The sequence below is a fragment of the Enterobacter sp. IF2SW-B1 genome, assembly GCF_001743375.1.
Taxonomy (GTDB): Bacteria; Pseudomonadota; Gammaproteobacteria; order Enterobacterales; family Enterobacteriaceae; genus Enterobacter; species Enterobacter bugandensis.
In genome coordinates this window covers 1-15,145 of the sequence record NZ_MJAA01000018.1, presented here as the reverse complement: position 1 = coordinate 15,145, position 15,145 = coordinate 1, and the positions used below count along the sequence as shown (strand labels likewise).

Below are 15,145 nucleotides of genomic sequence, written 5' to 3'. Positions count from 1 at the left end.
GGTTACTCGTCAGCAATGCTTGCCGGTGGCCAGTTTTCCAGGCGCATGCCCAGAGACAGACCACGTGAAGCCAGCACGTCTTTAATCTCGGTAAGAGATTTTTTACCCAGGTTCGGCGTTTTCAGCAACTCAACCTCGGTACGCTGTACCAGATCACCGATATAGTGGATAGCTTCTGCCTTGAGGCAGTTAGCAGAGCGGACAGTCAATTCGAGATCGTCAACAGGGCGCAGCAGGATCGGATCGAATTCTGGTTTCTCTTCTTTAACTTCTGGCTGACGTACATCACGTAAGTCAACGAAAGCTTCCAGTTGTTCTGCCAGGATGGTTGCCGCACGACGAATCGCCTCTTCAGGATCGATTGTGCCGTTGGTTTCCATTTCGATGACCAGCTTGTCCAGGTCGGTACGCTGTTCTACACGCGCTGCTTCAACATTGTAGGCAATACGCTCTACAGGGCTGTAGCATGCGTCGACCAGCAGACGGCCGATTGGGCGCTCATCTTCTTCCGAATGAATTCGGGCAGAAGCCGGCACATAACCACGACCGCGCTGAACTTTGATACGCATGCTAATAGCTGCGTTCTCATCGGTCAGGTGGCAGATCACGTGCTGCGGCTTGACGATTTCAACATCACCGTCGTGGGTGATGTCGGCTGCAGTCACAGGGCCAATGCCAGATTTATTCAGAGTAAGAATAACTTCATCTTTACCCTGAACTCTCACCGCCAGCCCTTTCAGGTTGAGCAGGATTTCAAGGATATCTTCCTGAACGCCTTCTTTGGTGCTGTACTCATGAAGTACACCATCAATCTCAACCTCGGTCACCGCGCAACCCGGCATCGATGAGAGCAGAATACGGCGCAGTGCGTTACCCAGAGTATGGCCAAAGCCACGCTCTAAAGGCTCAAGGGTCACCTTGGCGTGCGTCGAACTCACTTGCTCGATATCTACCAGGCGCGGTTTTAGAAACTCTGTCACAGAACCCTGCATTGTGTCCTCTCTTTGGTACTAAGCTTTACTTGGAGTAAAGCTCGACGATCAGGTGTTCGTTAATGTCCGCAGACAGATCAGAACGCTCAGGCTGACGCTTGAACGTACCTTCCATCTTGCCAGCATCAACTTCCAGCCAGGTTGGCTTTTCACGCTGCTCAGCCAGCTCCAGAGCGGCCTTCACGCGAGATTGCTTTTTCGCTTTCTCACGAATGCTAACAACGTCATTCGCTTTAACCTGATAAGAAGCGATGTTAACAACACGACCGTTTACCATGATTGCTTTGTGGCTAACCAGCTGACGTGATTCAGCACGAGTAGCGCCGAAGCCCATACGGTATACAACGTTGTCCAGACGACCTTCCAGCAGAGCCAGCAGGTTTTCACCTGTGTTGCCTTTCAGACGTGCTGCTTCTTTATAGTAGTTACGGAACTGACGCTCCAGCACACCGTACATACGGCGAACTTTTTGCTTTTCACGCAACTGCACACCATAGTCAGACAGACGCGGTTTACGCGCACCGTGCTGGCCAGGAGCTTGTTCAATTTTACACTTGGTATCGATCGCGCGAACGCCAGACTTAAGGAATAAGTCGGTGCCCTCACGACGGCTCAGCTTGAGCTTAGGACCCAAATATCTTGCCATTTTCTATCTCCAACTAACCTAAAAAACGAGCGTTATACGCGACGTTTTTTCGGCGGACGACAACCGTTATGAGGGATCGGAGTCACATCAGTAATATTCGTGATGCGGAAACCAGCGGCGTTCAGAGCGCGAACAGTAGATTCACGACCCGGACCCGGACCTTTAACCATAACTTCCAGATTCTTGATGCCGTATTCTTTTACGGCTTCAGCGCAACGCTCTGCTGCAACCTGAGCTGCGAACGGAGTGGATTTGCGAGAACCACGGAAACCGGAACCACCGGCTGTTGCCCAACCCAATGCGTTACCCTGACGATCAGTAATAGTAACGATGGTGTTGTTGAAAGAAGCATGGATATGAGCCACGCCGTCAGAGACTTGTTTTCTTACACGTTTACGTGCACGAACTGGTGCCTTTGCCATTATTCAATCACCCCGATTATTTCTTGATCGGTTTGCGCGGACCCTTACGGGTACGTGCGTTGGTCTTAGTACGCTGACCGCGCACTGGCAGACCACGACGATGACGCAAACCGCGATAGCAACCAAGATCCATCAGGCGCTTGATGCTCATGCTGATTTCACGGCGCAGATCACCTTCAACGACAAATTTGGCAACTTCGTCACGCAGCGTGTCGATTTGTCCTTCAGACAGCTCACTGATCTTAACATCTTCAGCGATACCCGCTGCAGCCAGGATGGCTTTAGAACGGGTCTTGCCGATGCCGTAGATCGAAGTTAATGCGATCACAGCATGTTTCTGATCAGGAATGTTAATGCCTGCTATACGGGCCACTATGCACTCCTACTATTTAATATGTACGCACCATGCTGAAAAGCCCGTTTTCAGGATACTCAAATGGAAACGTACAGACATACAAAAGATTGGCTGGCTAATCTAGCCAGCTCAACCCAACTTTGCAAGAAAAATATGCGAAATAATCAGCCTTGGCGCTGTTTATGCTTCGGCTCGGCACTGCAAATCACACGGATGACACCATCACGCTTAACGATTTTGCAGTTACGGCATAATTTCTTGACGGAAGCACGAACTTTCATTTTTACTCTCCGTAACTTCTCAGGCGACCAATTAGCGGCCGTAGCCTTTCAGGTTCGCCTTCTTCAATGCAGACTCATACTGACTGGACATCATCAGAGTTTGCACTTGAGCCATAAAGTCCATAATCACGACAACAACGATAAGCAGTGAGGTCCCACCGAAGTAGAACGGTACTTTCATTGCATCACGCATGAACTCCGGGATCAGGCAGATAAAAGTAATATAAAGCGCACCAACCAAAGTCAGGCGGGTCATTACTTTATCGATATACTTCGCCGTTTGCTCTCCCGGACGAATTCCTGGTACAAATGCACCGGACTTCTTCAGGTTATCTGCTGTTTCACGCGGGTTGAAGACCAACGCCGTGTAGAAGAAACAGAAGAAGATGATCGCAGACGCATAGAGTAACACATAAAGTGGTTGCCCAGGCTGCAAATACAGCGAAATTGTTGTCAGCCAGTTCCAACCAGTACCGCCCCCGAACCATGACGCGATGGTTGCCGGGAACAGAATAATACTGGAAGCGAAGATAGCCGGGATAACCCCCGCCATATTCACTTTCAGCGGTAAATGTGTGCTCTGTGCAGCATAGACACGACGACCCTGCTGACGCTTAGCGTAGTTCACCACAATGCGGCGTTGACCACGTTCAACGAAGACAACAAAGAACGTCACTGCAAATACTAATACTGCAACCAACAGCAACAGGAGGAAGTGCAGGTCGCCTTGACGCGCTTGCTCGATAGTATGGGCGATGGCCGGCGGGAGTCCCGCAACGATACCGGCGAAGATAATGATTGAGATACCGTTACCGATACCACGCTCAGTAATCTGTTCGCCGAGCCACATCAGGAACATCGTCCCTGTGACCAGACTAACAACAGCGGTGAAATAGAATGCAAAGCCTGGGTTTAATACCAGGCCCTGCATACCAGGCATATTCGGCAGACCGGTAGCAATACCGATCGACTGGAATATTGCCAGCACCAGAGTACCGTAACGGGTGTACTGACTAATCTTACGACGTCCAGACTCCCCTTCTTTCTTCAGCTCTGCCAGGGCCGGATGAACGACCGTCAGCAGCTGGATAATAATCGATGCCGAAATGTACGGCATAATACCCAGAGCAAAGATAGAAGCACGGCTGAGAGCACCACCAGAGAACATGTTGAACATTTCAATGATGGTGCCTCGCTGTTGCTCAAGCAGTTTGGCAAGTACAGCGGCATCGATACCAGGGATCGGAATAAAAGAGCCAATACGGAACACAATCAGCGCGCCGATAACAAACAGCAGTCTGCGTTTCAGCTCGCCAAATCCACCTTTGGCACTTTGAAAATCTAATCCCGGTTGCTTAGCCATCTGCTACTTATTCCTCAATTTTACCGCCAGCAGCTTCGATAGCAGCACGAGCACCTTTAGTAACACGCAGGCCACGAACAGTTACCGGAGTAGAAACTTCACCAGACAGGATCACTTTCGCGAACTCGATCTGAATACCGATAATGTTAGCCGCTTTCAGCGTGTTCAGGTCTACAACGCCGCCTTCAACTTTCGCCAGGTCAGACAGACGGATTTCCGCTGTGATCGCTGCTTTGCGAGAGGTGAAGCCGAACTTCGGCAGACGACGGTACAGTGGCATCTGGCCACCCTCGAAACCGCGACGTACGCCACCGCCAGAACGAGAGTTCTGACCTTTGTGACCACGACCACCGGTTTTGCCGAGGCCAGAACCGATACCACGACCCAGGCGTTTACCCGCCTTTTTAGAGCCTTCGGCCGGAGACAGAGTATTTAAACGCATCTCTTACTCCTCAACTTTAACCATGAAGTAAACCGCGTTGACCATACCACGAACAGCAGGAGTATCCTCGCGCTCAACGGTATGACCAATACGACGCAGACCCAGGCCAAGCAGCGTTGCCTTGTGTTTCGGCAGACGACCGATTGCACTGCGGGTTTGAGTGATTTTAATAGTCTTTGCCATGGTCAATTACCCCAGAATTTCTTCAACGGATTTACCACGCTTGGCAGCGACCATTTCTGGAGAATTCATATTTTCCAGGCCATCAATAGTTGCACGAACCACGTTGATCGGGTTGGTGGAACCATATGCTTTAGCCAGAACGTTATGAACCCCAGCAACTTCCAGAACGGCGCGCATTGCACCACCGGCGATGATACCGGTACCTTCTGAAGCTGGCTGCATGAATACACGAGAACCCGTGTGAACACCTTTAACTGGGTGCTGCAGGGTGCCGTTGTTCAGCGCGACGTTAATCATATTGCGACGGGCTTTTTCCATCGCTTTCTGGATCGCTGCTGGAACTTCACGCGCTTTACCGTAACCAAAACCAACGCGACCGTTACCATCGCCTACTACAGTCAGAGCTGTGAAGGAGAAAATACGACCACCTTTAACGGTTTTAGATACGCGGTTTACCGCGATCAGCTTTTCCTGCAGTTCGCCAGCCTGTTTTTCGATGTGAGCCATCTTACACCTCTACCTTAGAACTGAAGGCCAGCTTCACGGGCAGCATCTGCCAGTGCCTGGACACGACCATGATATTGGAACCCGGAACGGTCAAAGGAAACATTGCTGATGCCTTTTTCCAGAGCGCGTTCTGCAACAGCTTTACCTACAGCTGCAGCGGCGTCTTTGTTACCGGTGTACTTCAATTGTTCTGAGATAGCTTTTTCTACAGTAGAAGCAGCTACCAGAACTTCAGAACCGTTCGGTGCAATTACCTGTGCGTAAATATGACGCGGGGTACGATGTACCACCAGGCGAGTTGCACCCAGCTCTTTGAGCTTGCGGCGTGCGCGGGTCGCACGACGGATACGAGCAGATTTCTTATCCATAGTGTTACCTTACTTCTTCTTAGCCTCTTTGGTACGCACGACTTCGTCGGCGTAACGAACACCCTTGCCTTTGTAAGGCTCAGGACGACGGTAGGCGCGCAGATCTGCTGCAACCTGACCGATCAGCTGTTTATCAGCGCCTTTCAGCACGATTTCAGTTTGAGTCGGACATTCTGCAGTGATACCGGCCGGCAGCGGATGCTCAACAGGGTGTGAGAAGCCCAGAGACAGGCCTACTGCATTCCCTTTGATAGCTGCACGATAACCTACACCAACCAGCTGAAGCTTTTTAGTGAAGCCTTCGGTAACACCAACAACCATTGAGTTCAGCAGGGCACGCGCGGTACCAGCCTGAGCCCATCCATCCACGAAACCATCACGTGGACCGAAGGTCAGAGCGTTATCTGCATGTTTAACTTCAACAGCTTTGTTGAGGGTACGAGTCAGCTCGCCGTTTTTACCTTTGATCGTAATAACCTGACCGTCGATTTTTACATCAACGCCGGCAGGAATAACGACCGGTGCTTTAGCAACACGAGACATTCTTTCCTCCGATTAGGCTACGTAGCAGATAATTTCGCCACCAAGACCAGCCTGGCGCGCTGCACGATCAGTCATAACACCTTTAGAGGTAGAAACAACTGCGATACCAAGGCCAGCCATAACTTTTGGCAGCTCATCTTTTTTCTTATAGATGCGCAGACCTGGGCGGCTGACACGCTGAATGCTTTCTACAACAGCTTTACCCTGGAAATACTTGAGAGTAAGTTCCAGTTCCGGCTTGGTGTCGCCTTCAACTTTAAAATCTTCGATAAAACCTTCTTCCTTCAGCACGTTGGCAATTGCCACTTTCAGCTTGGCGGAAGGCATGGTGACCGCAACTTTGTTCGCGGCCTGACCGTTACGGATACGGGTCAGCATATCCGCGATCGGATCTTGCATGCTCATCTGTCTTTACTCCCGTGATTCAATTGGTAATTACCAGCTAGCCTTTTTCAAGCCTGGCACTTCACCGCGCATGGCGGCTTCACGCAGTTTGATACGGCTCAACCCAAACTTGCCCACATAACCATGTGGACGACCTGTTTGACGACAGCGGTTACGCTGACGAGACGGGCTGGAATCACGCGGCAGAGACTGCAGCTTGAGAACCGCATTCCAACGATCTTCGTCGGAAGCGTTCACATCAGAAATGATCGCTTTCAGTTCAGCGCGTTTAGCGAAGAATTTATCAGCTAAAGCTACGCGCTTTACTTCGCGTGCTTTCATTGATTGCTTAGCCATTCAGTAACCCTACCTTACTTGCGGAACGGGAAGTCAAAGGCAGCCAGCAGAGCACGGCCTTCTTCGTCAGATTTCGCAGTAGTGGTAATGGTAATATCCAAACCACGCACGCGGTCGACTTTATCGTAGTCGATTTCTGGGAAGATGATCTGCTCACGGACACCCATGCTGTAGTTACCACGACCGTCGAAAGACTTCGCGGACAGGCCACGGAAGTCACGGATACGTGGAACAGCAATAGTGATCAGGCGCTCAAAGAACTCCCACATGCGTTCGCCACGCAGAGTTACTTTACAGCCGATCGGATAGCCCTGACGGATTTTGAAGCCTGCAACAGATTTGCGTGCTTTGGTGATCAGCGGTTTTTGACCGGAGATTGCTGTCAGGTCAGCTGCTGCGTTATCCAGCAGTTTCTTGTCAGCGATCGCTTCACCAACACCCATGTTCAGGGTGATCTTCTCGACCCGAGGGACTTGCATGACAGAATTGTAGTTAAACTCGGTCATGAGTTTCTTAACTACTTCGTCTTTGTAGTAATCATGCAGTTTCGCCATCGTACTACTCCAAATTACTTGATAGTTTCGCTATTAGACTTGAAGAAACGGACTTTTTTGCCGTCTTCGAATCTAAAGCCTACACGGTCAGCCTTACCGGTAGCCGCATTGAAGATTGCAACGTTAGAAACCTGAATAGCAGCTTCTTTTTCAACGATGCCGCCTGGTTGGTTCAGGGCCGGAACCGGCTTCTGATGTTTCTTAACCAGGTTGATACCTTCAACGACAAGTTTGCCGGAAGACAGAACATTTTTTACTTTACCGCGTTTACCTTTATCTTTACCGGTTAACACGATAACTTCGTCATCACGACGGATTTTCGCTGCCATGATTCGCTCCTTAGAGTACTTCTGGTGCCAGAGAGATAATTTTCATGAACTTCTCAGTACGAAGTTCACGAGTTACCGGCCCAAAGATACGCGTGCCGATAGGCTGCTCGCTGTTATTGTTTAAAATAACGCATGCATTACCATCGAAGCGAATGACAGAACCGTCAGGGCGACGAACACCCTTCTTGGTGCGCACCACTACCGCCTTCAGCACATCACCTTTTTTGACCTTACCACGTGGAATTGCTTCCTTGATGGTGATCTTGATGATGTCGCCTACGCCTGCGTAGCGACGGTGCGAGCCACCCAGAACCTTGATACACATTACGCGACGTGCACCGGAGTTGTCGGCGACGTTCAGCATAGTCTGTTCTTGGATCATTTTAGTGCTCCGCTAATGTCAACTACTACCTGAGACTCTAAAATCAGAGCCGTTAAAAAGCCCCATATCGAGGGCGCGGCATTATAACACCGCTTCTGCAATATGGGTAGAAAAAATAAACGGCTCATCGCTGAGCCGTTTATTCGTATTGAGAAGGCGTACTGTATTACAGAACCGCTTTCTCTACAACGCGAACCAGCGTCCAGGACTTAGTCTTGGACAGTGGACGGCATTCACGGATTTCAACCTTGTCGCCGATACCACATTCGTTGTTCTCGTCATGTACGTGCAGTTTGGTCGTACGCTTGATGAATTTACCGTAGATCGGGTGTTTCACAATACGTTCGATAGCTACAACAATGGATTTCTCCATTTTGTCGCTAACAACACGACCTTGCAGAGTACGGATTTTATCGGTCATTACGCACCCGCCTTCTGAGTCAGTAAAGTCTTAACGCGTGCAACATTGCGACGCACTTGCTTCAGCAGGTGAGTCTGTTGCAGCTGGCCACTTGCAGCCTGCATGCGCAGGTTGAACTGCTCACGCAGCAGGTTCAGCAGCTCAGCGTTCAGCTCTTCAACGCTTTTTTCACGCAGCTCTTTTGCTTTCATTACATCACCGTCTTAGTTACAAAGGTGGTTTTGATAGGCAGTTTCGCTGCTGCCAGGCCGAAGGCTTCACGGGCCAGCTCTTCCGGAACACCGTCCATTTCATAAAGGACTTTGCCCGGTTGGATCAAGGCAACCCAGTACTCCACGTTACCTTTACCTTTACCCATACGAACTTCCAGTGGCTTCTCGGTGATCGGTTTGTCCGGGAATACACGGATCCAGATCTTACCTTGACGCTTAACTGCACGGGTCATTGCACGACGTGCTGCTTCGATCTGACGTGCAGTCAGACGACCACGGCCAACAGCTTTCAGACCGAAAGTGCCGAAGCTAACATCCGTACCCTGCGCCAGACCACGGTTGCGGCCTTTGTGCACTTTACGGAATTTTGTACGCTTTGGTTGTAACATCAGCGACGCTCCTTATTTACGGCCTTTACGCTGCTGCTTTTTAGGTTGAGCAGCCGGTTTTTCCGGTTGTTCAACAGCAGCCATACCACCCAGGATCTCACCTTTGAAGATCCATACCTTAACGCCGATTACACCGTAAGTGGTGTGCGCTTCAGAGGTGTTGTAGTCGATGTCAGCACGCAGAGTGTGCAGCGGTACGCGACCTTCACGGTACCATTCGGTACGTGCGATTTCCGCGCCGCCCAGACGGCCGCTAACTTCAACTTTGATACCTTTAGCGCCCAGACGCATTGCGTTCTGTACAGCACGCTTCATAGCACGACGGAACATAACACGACGTTCCAGCTGAGAAGTGATGCTGTCAGCAACCAATTTAGCGTCCAGTTCAGGCTTACGAACTTCAGCGATATTGATCTGTGCAGGAACGCCAGCGATATCCGCTACGACCTTGCGCAGTTTTTCTACGTCTTCGCCTTTCTTACCGATAACGATGCCAGGACGAGCAGTGTGAATAGTCACACGGATGCTCTTCGCTGGACGCTCGATAACGATACGAGATACAGACGCTTTAGCCAGTTCCTTAGTCAGGTACTGACGTACTTTAAAATCGCTGTCCAGGTTGTCAGCGAATTCTTTGGTGTTCGCAAACCAGGTAGAGTTCCATGGTTTTACAATACCCAGGCGAATACCATTAGGATGTACTTTCTGACCCATTGCTAGTCTCCAGAGTCTCAGCGATCGGACACAACCACAGTAATGTGGCTGGTGCGCTTCAGGATGCGATCTGCACGACCTTTCGCACGCGGCATAATGCGCTTCATGCTTGGGCCTTCATCTACGAAAATTTTCGCGACTTTCAGATCGTCGATGTCAGCGCCATCGTTGTGTTCAGCGTTAGCAATGGCAGATTCCAGTACTTTCTTGACCAATACCGCAGCTTTCTTGTTGGTATAGGTCAGGATGTCCAGGGCCTGCGACACTTTCTTACCGCGAATCAGGTCAGCAACAAGGCGAACCTTCTGTGCAGAAGAACGAGCATGGCGATGTTGAGCTAAAGTTTCCATCTCTTCCTCCTACCTTATTTCTTCTTCGCTTTTTTATCAGCAGCGTGGCCGCGATAAGTACGAGTCGGTGCGAATTCACCCAGTTTGTGACCAACCATTTCGTCGGTAACAAAGACTGGAACGTGCTGACGACCATTATGGACAGCGATGGTCAAACCGATCATGTTAGGAAAGATCGTTGAACGACGGGACCAAGTGCGCAGGGGCTTCTTGTCTCCGCTTTCCACCGCTTTCTCTACCTTCTTCAGCAAGTGCAGGTCAATAAAAGGACCTTTCTTGAGAGAACGTGGCATGGCTTATCCTCTAAAATTATTTGCTACGGCGACGTACGATAAATTTATCAGTACGCTTGTTGCTGCGGGTCTTCTTACCTTTGGTCTGAACGCCCCACGGAGTTACCGGGTGCTTACCAAAGTTACGACCTTCACCACCACCATGTGGGTGGTCGACTGGGTTCATCGCAGTACCGCGAACGGTAGGACGAACACCACGCCAGCGTGCAGCACCAGCTTTACCCAGAACGCGCAGCATATGCTCAGCATTGCCAACTTCGCCCAGAGTAGCGCGGCAGTCTGCTTCGACTTTACGCATTTCACCAGAACGCAGACGCAGGGTGACATAAGCACCGTCACGCGCAACGATCTGAACGTAAGTACCAGCGGAACGTGCCAGCTGACCGCCTTTACCTGGTTTCATTTCTACGTTATGAACGGTAGAACCAACCGGGATATTGCGCATCGGCAGGGTGTTGCCTGCTTTGATTGCAGCATCAACGCCAGACTGAATCTGGTCGCCAGCTTTCAGGCCTTTAGGGGCCAGGATGTAACGGCGTTCGCCGTCTTTGTACAGAACCAGCGCGATGTTCGCGGAACGGTTCGGATCGTACTCAAGACGTTCAACAACTGCTGGGATACCGTCTTTGTTGCGTTTGAAGTCAACAATACGATAAGCCTGCTTGTGGCCACCACCGATGTGACGAGTGGTGATACGGCCATTGTTGTTACGACCACCGGATTTGCTGTTTTTTTCCAGCAACGGAGCAAAAGGTTTGCCCTTGTGCAGCTCAGGGTTAACCACTTTAACTACGTGGCGACGACCCGGAGATGTCGGTTTACATTTAACAACTGCCATTGTATTACTCCTCCGACTTACTCAGCGCCGCCAACGAAGTCCAGGTTCTGGCCTTCTTTCAGGGTGACGTAAGCTTTTTTCCAGTCGCTACGACGACCGATACGCTGTCCGTGACGTTTAACTTTCCCTTTAACTACCAGGGTGTTAACGACTTCGACTTCGACTTCAAACAGTTTCTGCACAGCAGCTTTGATCTCTGCTTTGGTCGCGTCTTTAGCAACTTTGAGAACGATGGTGTTTGTTTTTTCCATCGCAGTAGACGCTTTTTCAGAAACGTGCGGTGCGCGAAGCACCTTCAGCAGACGTTCTTCACGAATCATGCCAGCATCTCCTCAACTTGCTTAACAGCATCAGCAGTCATTACGACTTTGTCGAAGGCGATCAGGCTAACCGGGTCGATACCAGTCGCATCGCGTACGTCAACCTTGTGCAGGTTACGTGCGGCCAGGAACAGGTTCTCGTCCAGCTCACCGGTGATGATCAGCACATCTTCCAGAGCCATGTCTTTCAGTTTCTGTGCCAGCAGCTTAGTTTTAGGCGCTTCAACAGAGAACTTCTCGACAACGATCAGACGATCCTGACGTACCAGTTCGGACAGGATGCTTTTCAGCGCGCCGCGGTACATCTTTTTGTTAACTTTTTGACTGTGGTCCTGTGGACGCGCAGCGAAGGTCACGCCACCTGAACGCCAGATCGGGCTCTTGATAGAACCTGAACGCGCACGGCCGGTACCTTTCTGGCGCCATGGCTTTTTGCCAGAACCAGTTACTTCAGCACGAGTCTTCTGAGCACGAGTACCCTGACGAGCACCAGCTGCATAAGCAACAACAACCTGGTGAACCAGCGCTTCGTTGAAATCACGACCGAAGGTAGTTTCGGAAACAGTCAGCGCGCTCTGCGCGTCTTTCAATACTAATTCCATTGCTATCCCCTTACGCCTTCACAGCTGGTTTAACGATCAGGTCGCTACCGGTTGCACCCGGGACCGCACCTTTAACCAGCAGCAGGTTGCGCTCAGCGTCAACACGTACTACGTCCAGGCTCTGAACGGTTACACGTTCGTTACCCAGCTGACCTGCCATTTTCTTGCCTTTGAACACTTTGCCCGGAGTCTGGTTCTGACCGATAGAACCCGGAACGCGGTGAGACAAGGAGTTACCGTGAGTAGCGTCCTGGGTACGGAAGTTCCAGCGCTTAACGGTACCAGCAAAACCTTTACCTTTAGAGGTACCGGTTACGTCAACTTTTTTAACGTCAGCAAACAGCTCAACGCTAATGTCCTGACCTACGGTGAACTCTTCGCCTTCAGCAAGACGGAATTCCCACAGACCACGGCCAGCTTCTACGCCAGCTTTAGCGAAGTGACCCGCTTCTGGTTTGGTTACACGGTTAGCTTTTTTAGCACCAGTGGTAACCTGAATAGCGCGGTAGCCATCGTTAGCCAGATCTTTAACCTGAGTAACGCGGTTTGCTTCAACTTCGATTACGGTTACTGGGATAGAAACGCCATCTTCAGTGAAGATGCGGGTCATACCCACTTTTTTACCGACTAAACCAATCATTGTTTCAACCTCTCAATCGCTCGATGACCTGATTAACCCAGGCTGATCTGCACGTCTACACCGGCAGCCAGATCCAGACGCATCAGAGCATCAACGGTTTTCTCAGTTGGCTCAACGATGTCAACCAGACGCTTGTGAGTGCGGATTTCGTACTGATCGCGCGCGTCTTTGTTGACGTGCGGGGAGATCAGAACGGTGAAGCGCTCTTTGCGGGTCGGCAGCGGGATCGGACCACGGACTTGCGCACCAGTGCGCTTAGCAGTCTCGACGATTTCCGCGGTTGATTGATCGATCAGACGATGATCAAACGCTTTAAGGCGGATACGGATTCTTTGGTTCTGCATGAGACCAGAGCTCCAATTATTTTATAAACGAAAATGATTACTCCTCAAACCCATTACGATTGATGGGAGAGTGTAACCGTTCTTACGTAGCCCCCCAATTGGGAGCATTGTTGAGTAACAAAATGAGCTACTCTGGTTCTGATTGAACCCGCCGTCAATTACGACAAGCCCGCGCATTATACGTAAATCAGAGAAAGACGCAAGTGCCGTTTAGAAATTAAGCGTCAAAGGCTCTGTATGCGTAGGACTGCGCAACTTTTTACGCCGTATATCCTTTCTGAATTTTTTTCTTTGAAGCCGCTACGCAATTGCTGTTTTTGTGCGTTGCCGGACAGGCAGATTGTAACGAGTATGCGCTCAAAACCTTTTGAGGCCTTTTCCATGCTAACCACCCTCCCCTTCCTGATGATCTATTTTTCTCTGACGGCCTTACTCGTACGCGCTGATATTCGCGACGGTTTACTGCCCGATAAATTTATCTGCCCGCTGCTCTGGACGGGCCTGCTCTACCAGGTCTTTATCCATCCTGATTTTCTGCCGAGTGCCGTAATGGGTGCGGTGGCTGGATATCTTGGTTTTGCCACGATTTACTGGGGCTATCGGCTTATCTGCCGGCGGGAAGGAATGGGATATGGCGATGTGAAGTATCTGGCAGGACTTGGTGCGTGGCATGGCTGGTGCATACTGCCTACGCTGGCGTTACTCGCCGCGCTTATGGCGCTGCTTTGCATTCTTGTTTTTTCATTTCTCACCTCAGATAAAGGAGCATTAAAAAACCCACTGCCTTTTGGACCATTTCTGGCAGCAGCGGGTTTATGCGTTGGATGGGAAAATCTGATTAATTTTCCACTTTGATCTGAGACTGTAGGTAGTTCTGAAGGCCAATTTTGCTAATGAGATCCAGCTCGGTTTCCAGCCAGTCAATGTGGCCTTCTTCATCGGCAAGGATCTGGATCATCATATCGCGGCTCACATAGTCATGGACGCTGTCAGCATAAGCAATGGCTTCGCGCAGATCTTTCGCACCTTCCAGCTCCAGCCGGAGGTCAGAACGCAGCATCTCTTCGACATCCTCACCGATGCCCAGCTTGCCGAGATCCTGCAGGTTTGGGATGCCTTCAAGGAATAAGATACGCTCGATGTATTTATCGGCGTGTTTCATCTCATCTATAGATTCATGGTACTCAACGTCATTCAGACGTGTCAGACCCCAGTTTTTAAACATTCTCGCGTGAAGAAAGTACTGGTTGATTGCGACAAGCTCATTTCCCAATAATTTATTGAGATAACTTATGATTTTAACATCACCTTTCATTATATAGTCCCTCCGCTTCCACTCATTGAAGCGTAGAACGGGCTACGGGGATGTCAAAAAAAAGATAGAGGCTTACGCGATCTCTTTGAATTCCGGGATCTGCATCAGTTCGTCCTGCATGATCTCACGCGCTGCGCGAACGCATTTACCGCATTGATTTCCCACCGGAACAAATTTGCGAAGCTGCTGGAAAGATTGTGGCTGAAACTGGCGAACGGCCTGACGAATTTTCTTGTCGCTTACACCATTACATAAACAAACGTACATAGAGACTCCCGTTCAAAATATGCGCAAAGTGTAAGTGAGAATGGTTATGATTACAATAGCACATACGCCAGGATACGGGCCGGGAGCGGTTAAAAAATGCGAAATTTTGTGACAAGGAAAGGTACAGAAAACAAAAAAGGACGCCGAAGCGTCCTTTTTTATTCAGGGATAATTAATTAGCCCAGAACTTTAGCAACAACGCCCGCGCCAACGGTACGGCCGCCTTCACGGATTGCGAAACGCAGACCGTCGTCCATCGCGATTGGGTGGATCAGAGTCACAACCATCTTGATGTTGTCGCCTGGCATTACCATCTCTACGCCTTCTGGCAG

Annotated in this window: 30 protein-coding genes and 1 pseudogene; 1 reads left to right on the top strand and 30 read right to left on the bottom strand. The window is 50.2% G+C overall.

The genetic code is table 11. The features are described from left to right. Positions 1–2: 2 nt before the first annotated feature. The 27 genes from A6013_RS23245 to rpsJ all read right to left on the bottom strand — a co-directional run bounded on the left by A6013_RS23245 (position 3) and on the right by rpsJ (position 13,231). The gene (locus tag A6013_RS23245) at positions 3–992 is read right to left on the bottom strand and encodes a DNA-directed RNA polymerase subunit alpha (RefSeq protein WP_002919219.1); all 990 of its coding nucleotides are present in this window, start codon (positions 990–992) and stop codon (positions 3–5) included. A 25-nt stretch (positions 993–1,017) separates the two neighbouring features. Continuing rightward, positions 1,018–1,638 carry a 30S ribosomal protein S4 gene (gene rpsD, locus A6013_RS23240; RefSeq protein WP_004868345.1) on the bottom strand — a complete coding sequence of 207 codons (621 nt, stop codon included), beginning with the start codon at positions 1,636–1,638 and terminating at the stop codon, positions 1,018–1,020. A gap of 32 nt (positions 1,639–1,670) precedes the next feature. Next, positions 1,671–2,060, bottom strand: a complete 390-nt coding sequence (gene rpsK / locus A6013_RS23235; RefSeq protein WP_003863312.1) for a 30S ribosomal protein S11 — start codon at positions 2,058–2,060, stop codon at positions 1,671–1,673. A gap of 16 nt (positions 2,061–2,076) precedes the next feature. Further along, positions 2,077–2,433, bottom strand: coding sequence for a 30S ribosomal protein S13 (rpsM, locus tag A6013_RS23230; protein WP_013099021.1), 357 nt, complete (start codon positions 2,431–2,433; stop codon positions 2,077–2,079). Between the two features lie 146 nt (positions 2,434–2,579). Further along, positions 2,580–2,696 (bottom strand): 50S ribosomal protein L36, encoded by a 117-nt coding sequence (gene rpmJ, locus A6013_RS23225; protein ID WP_000868187.1) that lies wholly within the window; start codon positions 2,694–2,696, stop codon positions 2,580–2,582. Positions 2,697–2,727: 31 nt separating this feature from the next. Beyond that, positions 2,728–4,059, bottom strand: a complete 1,332-nt coding sequence (gene secY / locus A6013_RS23220; protein ID WP_003863305.1) for a preprotein translocase subunit SecY — start codon at positions 4,057–4,059, stop codon at positions 2,728–2,730. Between the two features lie 7 nt (positions 4,060–4,066). Further along, complete coding sequence (gene rplO, locus A6013_RS23215) at positions 4,067–4,501, bottom strand: 50S ribosomal protein L15 (RefSeq protein ID WP_014885468.1); 435 nt, start codon at positions 4,499–4,501, stop codon at positions 4,067–4,069. Between the two features lie 3 nt (positions 4,502–4,504). Further along, positions 4,505–4,684, bottom strand: a complete 180-nt coding sequence (gene rpmD, locus A6013_RS23210; RefSeq protein WP_003863301.1) for a 50S ribosomal protein L30 — start codon at positions 4,682–4,684, stop codon at positions 4,505–4,507. A gap of 6 nt (positions 4,685–4,690) precedes the next feature. Continuing rightward, positions 4,691–5,191 carry a 30S ribosomal protein S5 gene (rpsE, locus tag A6013_RS23205; protein WP_003863299.1) on the bottom strand — a complete coding sequence of 167 codons (501 nt, stop codon included), beginning with the start codon at positions 5,189–5,191 and terminating at the stop codon, positions 4,691–4,693. Positions 5,192–5,205: 14 nt separating this feature from the next. Next, positions 5,206–5,559 carry a 50S ribosomal protein L18 gene (gene rplR / locus A6013_RS23200; protein WP_003863297.1) on the bottom strand — a complete coding sequence of 118 codons (354 nt, stop codon included), beginning with the start codon at positions 5,557–5,559 and terminating at the stop codon, positions 5,206–5,208. A 9-nt stretch (positions 5,560–5,568) separates the two neighbouring features. Next, positions 5,569–6,102: a 50S ribosomal protein L6 gene (rplF, locus tag A6013_RS23195; RefSeq protein WP_003863296.1), complete on the bottom strand. Its 534-nt coding sequence runs from the start codon at positions 6,100–6,102 to the stop codon at positions 5,569–5,571. Positions 6,103–6,114: 12 nt separating this feature from the next. Then, positions 6,115–6,507, bottom strand: coding sequence for a 30S ribosomal protein S8 (gene rpsH, locus A6013_RS23190; RefSeq protein WP_006178918.1), 393 nt, complete (start codon positions 6,505–6,507; stop codon positions 6,115–6,117). Positions 6,508–6,537: 30 nt separating this feature from the next. Beyond that, a complete protein-coding gene (gene rpsN / locus A6013_RS23185; RefSeq protein ID WP_003863291.1) occupies positions 6,538–6,843 on the bottom strand; it encodes a 30S ribosomal protein S14 in 306 nt (101 codons plus the stop codon). 14 nt (positions 6,844–6,857) lie between these two features. Further along, positions 6,858–7,397: a 50S ribosomal protein L5 gene (rplE, locus tag A6013_RS23180; RefSeq protein ID WP_001096202.1), complete on the bottom strand. Its 540-nt coding sequence runs from the start codon at positions 7,395–7,397 to the stop codon at positions 6,858–6,860. 14 nt (positions 7,398–7,411) lie between these two features. Further along, the gene (rplX, locus tag A6013_RS23175) at positions 7,412–7,726 is read right to left on the bottom strand and encodes a 50S ribosomal protein L24 (protein WP_003863287.1); all 315 of its coding nucleotides are present in this window, start codon (positions 7,724–7,726) and stop codon (positions 7,412–7,414) included. 10 nt (positions 7,727–7,736) lie between these two features. Beyond that, positions 7,737–8,108, bottom strand: coding sequence for a 50S ribosomal protein L14 (rplN, locus tag A6013_RS23170; protein ID WP_002919748.1), 372 nt, complete (start codon positions 8,106–8,108; stop codon positions 7,737–7,739). Positions 8,109–8,274: 166 nt separating this feature from the next. Further along, complete coding sequence (gene rpsQ, locus A6013_RS23165) at positions 8,275–8,529, bottom strand: 30S ribosomal protein S17 (RefSeq protein WP_008503489.1); 255 nt, start codon at positions 8,527–8,529, stop codon at positions 8,275–8,277. Further along, a complete protein-coding gene (gene rpmC / locus A6013_RS23160) occupies positions 8,529–8,720 on the bottom strand; it encodes a 50S ribosomal protein L29 (RefSeq protein WP_003863282.1) in 192 nt (63 codons plus the stop codon). The genes rpsQ and rpmC overlap by 1 nt, the downstream gene beginning before the upstream one ends. Further along, positions 8,720–9,130 (bottom strand): 50S ribosomal protein L16, encoded by a 411-nt coding sequence (rplP, locus tag A6013_RS23155; protein ID WP_002919759.1) that lies wholly within the window; start codon positions 9,128–9,130, stop codon positions 8,720–8,722. Before rplP ends, rpmC begins: the two co-directional genes overlap by 1 nt. Positions 9,131–9,142: 12 nt before the next feature. Continuing rightward, positions 9,143–9,844, bottom strand: coding sequence for a 30S ribosomal protein S3 (rpsC, locus tag A6013_RS23150; RefSeq protein WP_000529945.1), 702 nt, complete (start codon positions 9,842–9,844; stop codon positions 9,143–9,145). A gap of 17 nt (positions 9,845–9,861) precedes the next feature. Beyond that, entirely contained in the window at positions 9,862–10,194 is a 333-nt protein-coding gene (gene rplV, locus A6013_RS23145; protein WP_002919773.1) for a 50S ribosomal protein L22, read from the bottom strand. A gap of 14 nt (positions 10,195–10,208) precedes the next feature. After that, complete coding sequence (rpsS, locus tag A6013_RS23140) at positions 10,209–10,487, bottom strand: 30S ribosomal protein S19 (protein WP_001138117.1); 279 nt, start codon at positions 10,485–10,487, stop codon at positions 10,209–10,211. A 16-nt stretch (positions 10,488–10,503) separates the two neighbouring features. Further along, the gene (gene rplB / locus A6013_RS23135; RefSeq protein WP_000301859.1) at positions 10,504–11,325 is read right to left on the bottom strand and encodes a 50S ribosomal protein L2; all 822 of its coding nucleotides are present in this window, start codon (positions 11,323–11,325) and stop codon (positions 10,504–10,506) included. 17 nt (positions 11,326–11,342) lie between these two features. Beyond that, a complete protein-coding gene (gene rplW / locus A6013_RS23130; protein WP_000617546.1) occupies positions 11,343–11,645 on the bottom strand; it encodes a 50S ribosomal protein L23 in 303 nt (100 codons plus the stop codon). Next, complete coding sequence (rplD, locus tag A6013_RS23125; RefSeq protein ID WP_000424395.1) at positions 11,642–12,247, bottom strand: 50S ribosomal protein L4; 606 nt, start codon at positions 12,245–12,247, stop codon at positions 11,642–11,644. Before rplD ends, rplW begins: the two co-directional genes overlap by 4 nt. 10 nt (positions 12,248–12,257) lie before the next feature. Continuing rightward, the gene (gene rplC, locus A6013_RS23120) at positions 12,258–12,887 is read right to left on the bottom strand and encodes a 50S ribosomal protein L3 (RefSeq protein ID WP_003863274.1); all 630 of its coding nucleotides are present in this window, start codon (positions 12,885–12,887) and stop codon (positions 12,258–12,260) included. Between the two features lie 32 nt (positions 12,888–12,919). Next, positions 12,920–13,231, bottom strand: a complete 312-nt coding sequence (rpsJ, locus tag A6013_RS23115) for a 30S ribosomal protein S10 (RefSeq protein WP_001181005.1) — start codon at positions 13,229–13,231, stop codon at positions 12,920–12,922. A 381-nt stretch (positions 13,232–13,612) separates the two neighbouring features. Here rpsJ and A6013_RS23110 point away from each other — a divergent pair, with 381 nt between their 5' ends. Continuing rightward, entirely contained in the window at positions 13,613–14,086 is a 474-nt protein-coding gene (locus A6013_RS23110) for an A24 family peptidase (protein WP_047366820.1), read from the top strand. Here A6013_RS23110 and bfr read toward each other — a convergent pair. The 3 genes and pseudogenes from bfr to tuf form a co-directional block, all read right to left on the bottom strand. Further along, complete coding sequence (bfr, locus tag A6013_RS23105) at positions 14,070–14,546, bottom strand: bacterioferritin (RefSeq protein ID WP_028014636.1); 477 nt, start codon at positions 14,544–14,546, stop codon at positions 14,070–14,072. The two genes, A6013_RS23110 and bfr, sit on opposite strands and share 17 nt — an antisense overlap. A gap of 72 nt (positions 14,547–14,618) precedes the next feature. After that, positions 14,619–14,813, bottom strand: a complete 195-nt coding sequence (gene bfd / locus A6013_RS23100; protein WP_003863268.1) for a bacterioferritin-associated ferredoxin — start codon at positions 14,811–14,813, stop codon at positions 14,619–14,621. A gap of 176 nt (positions 14,814–14,989) precedes the next feature. Next, positions 14,990–15,145: pseudogene (tuf, locus tag A6013_RS25585) on the bottom strand (elongation factor Tu); the annotation flags it as partial.

Excerpts from the sequence above, each read along its gene's own strand:
- A6013_RS23245 (WP_002919219.1), bottom strand. The coding sequence starts at position 992 with ATGCAGGGTTCTGTGACAGAGTTTCTAAAACCGCGCCTGGTAGATATC.
- rpsD (WP_004868345.1), bottom strand. The coding sequence starts at position 1,638 with ATGGCAAGATATTTGGGTCCTAAGCTCAAGCTGAGCCGTCGTGAGGGC.
- rpsK (WP_003863312.1), bottom strand. The coding sequence starts at position 2,060 with ATGGCAAAGGCACCAGTTCGTGCACGTAAACGTGTAAGAAAACAAGTC.
- rpmJ (WP_000868187.1), bottom strand. The coding sequence starts at position 2,696 with ATGAAAGTTCGTGCTTCCGTCAAGAAATTATGCCGTAACTGCAAAATC.
- secY (WP_003863305.1), bottom strand. The coding sequence starts at position 4,059 with ATGGCTAAGCAACCGGGATTAGATTTTCAAAGTGCCAAAGGTGGATTT.
- rplO (WP_014885468.1), bottom strand. The coding sequence starts at position 4,501 with ATGCGTTTAAATACTCTGTCTCCGGCCGAAGGCTCTAAAAAGGCGGGT.
- rpmD (WP_003863301.1), bottom strand. The coding sequence starts at position 4,684 with ATGGCAAAGACTATTAAAATCACTCAAACCCGCAGTGCAATCGGTCGT.
- rpsE (WP_003863299.1), bottom strand. The coding sequence starts at position 5,191 with ATGGCTCACATCGAAAAACAGGCTGGCGAACTGCAGGAAAAGCTGATC.
- rplR (WP_003863297.1), bottom strand. The coding sequence starts at position 5,559 with ATGGATAAGAAATCTGCTCGTATCCGTCGTGCGACCCGCGCACGCCGC.
- rplF (WP_003863296.1), bottom strand. The coding sequence starts at position 6,102 with ATGTCTCGTGTTGCTAAAGCACCGGTCGTTATTCCTGCCGGCGTTGAT.
- rpsH (WP_006178918.1), bottom strand. The coding sequence starts at position 6,507 with ATGAGCATGCAAGATCCGATCGCGGATATGCTGACCCGTATCCGTAAC.
- rpsN (WP_003863291.1), bottom strand. The coding sequence starts at position 6,843 with ATGGCTAAGCAATCAATGAAAGCACGCGAAGTAAAGCGCGTAGCTTTA.
- rplE (WP_001096202.1), bottom strand. The coding sequence starts at position 7,397 with ATGGCGAAACTGCATGATTACTACAAAGACGAAGTAGTTAAGAAACTC.
- rplX (WP_003863287.1), bottom strand. The coding sequence starts at position 7,726 with ATGGCAGCGAAAATCCGTCGTGATGACGAAGTTATCGTGTTAACCGGT.
- rplN (WP_002919748.1), bottom strand. The coding sequence starts at position 8,108 with ATGATCCAAGAACAGACTATGCTGAACGTCGCCGACAACTCCGGTGCA.
- rpsQ (WP_008503489.1), bottom strand. The coding sequence starts at position 8,529 with ATGACCGATAAAATCCGTACTCTGCAAGGTCGTGTTGTTAGCGACAAA.
- rpmC (WP_003863282.1), bottom strand. The coding sequence starts at position 8,720 with ATGAAAGCAAAAGAGCTGCGTGAAAAAAGCGTTGAAGAGCTGAACGCT.
- rplP (WP_002919759.1), bottom strand. The coding sequence starts at position 9,130 with ATGTTACAACCAAAGCGTACAAAATTCCGTAAAGTGCACAAAGGCCGC.
- rpsC (WP_000529945.1), bottom strand. The coding sequence starts at position 9,844 with ATGGGTCAGAAAGTACATCCTAATGGTATTCGCCTGGGTATTGTAAAA.
- rplV (WP_002919773.1), bottom strand. The coding sequence starts at position 10,194 with ATGGAAACTTTAGCTCAACATCGCCATGCTCGTTCTTCTGCACAGAAG.
- rpsS (WP_001138117.1), bottom strand. The coding sequence starts at position 10,487 with ATGCCACGTTCTCTCAAGAAAGGTCCTTTTATTGACCTGCACTTGCTG.
- rplB (WP_000301859.1), bottom strand. The coding sequence starts at position 11,325 with ATGGCAGTTGTTAAATGTAAACCGACATCTCCGGGTCGTCGCCACGTA.
- rplW (WP_000617546.1), bottom strand. The coding sequence starts at position 11,645 with ATGATTCGTGAAGAACGTCTGCTGAAGGTGCTTCGCGCACCGCACGTT.
- rplD (WP_000424395.1), bottom strand. The coding sequence starts at position 12,247 with ATGGAATTAGTATTGAAAGACGCGCAGAGCGCGCTGACTGTTTCCGAA.
- rplC (WP_003863274.1), bottom strand. The coding sequence starts at position 12,887 with ATGATTGGTTTAGTCGGTAAAAAAGTGGGTATGACCCGCATCTTCACT.
- rpsJ (WP_001181005.1), bottom strand. The coding sequence starts at position 13,231 with ATGCAGAACCAAAGAATCCGTATCCGCCTTAAAGCGTTTGATCATCGT.
- A6013_RS23110 (WP_047366820.1), top strand. The coding sequence starts at position 13,613 with ATGCTAACCACCCTCCCCTTCCTGATGATCTATTTTTCTCTGACGGCC.
- bfr (WP_028014636.1), bottom strand. The coding sequence starts at position 14,546 with ATGAAAGGTGATGTTAAAATCATAAGTTATCTCAATAAATTATTGGGA.
- bfd (WP_003863268.1), bottom strand. The coding sequence starts at position 14,813 with ATGTACGTTTGTTTATGTAATGGTGTAAGCGACAAGAAAATTCGTCAG.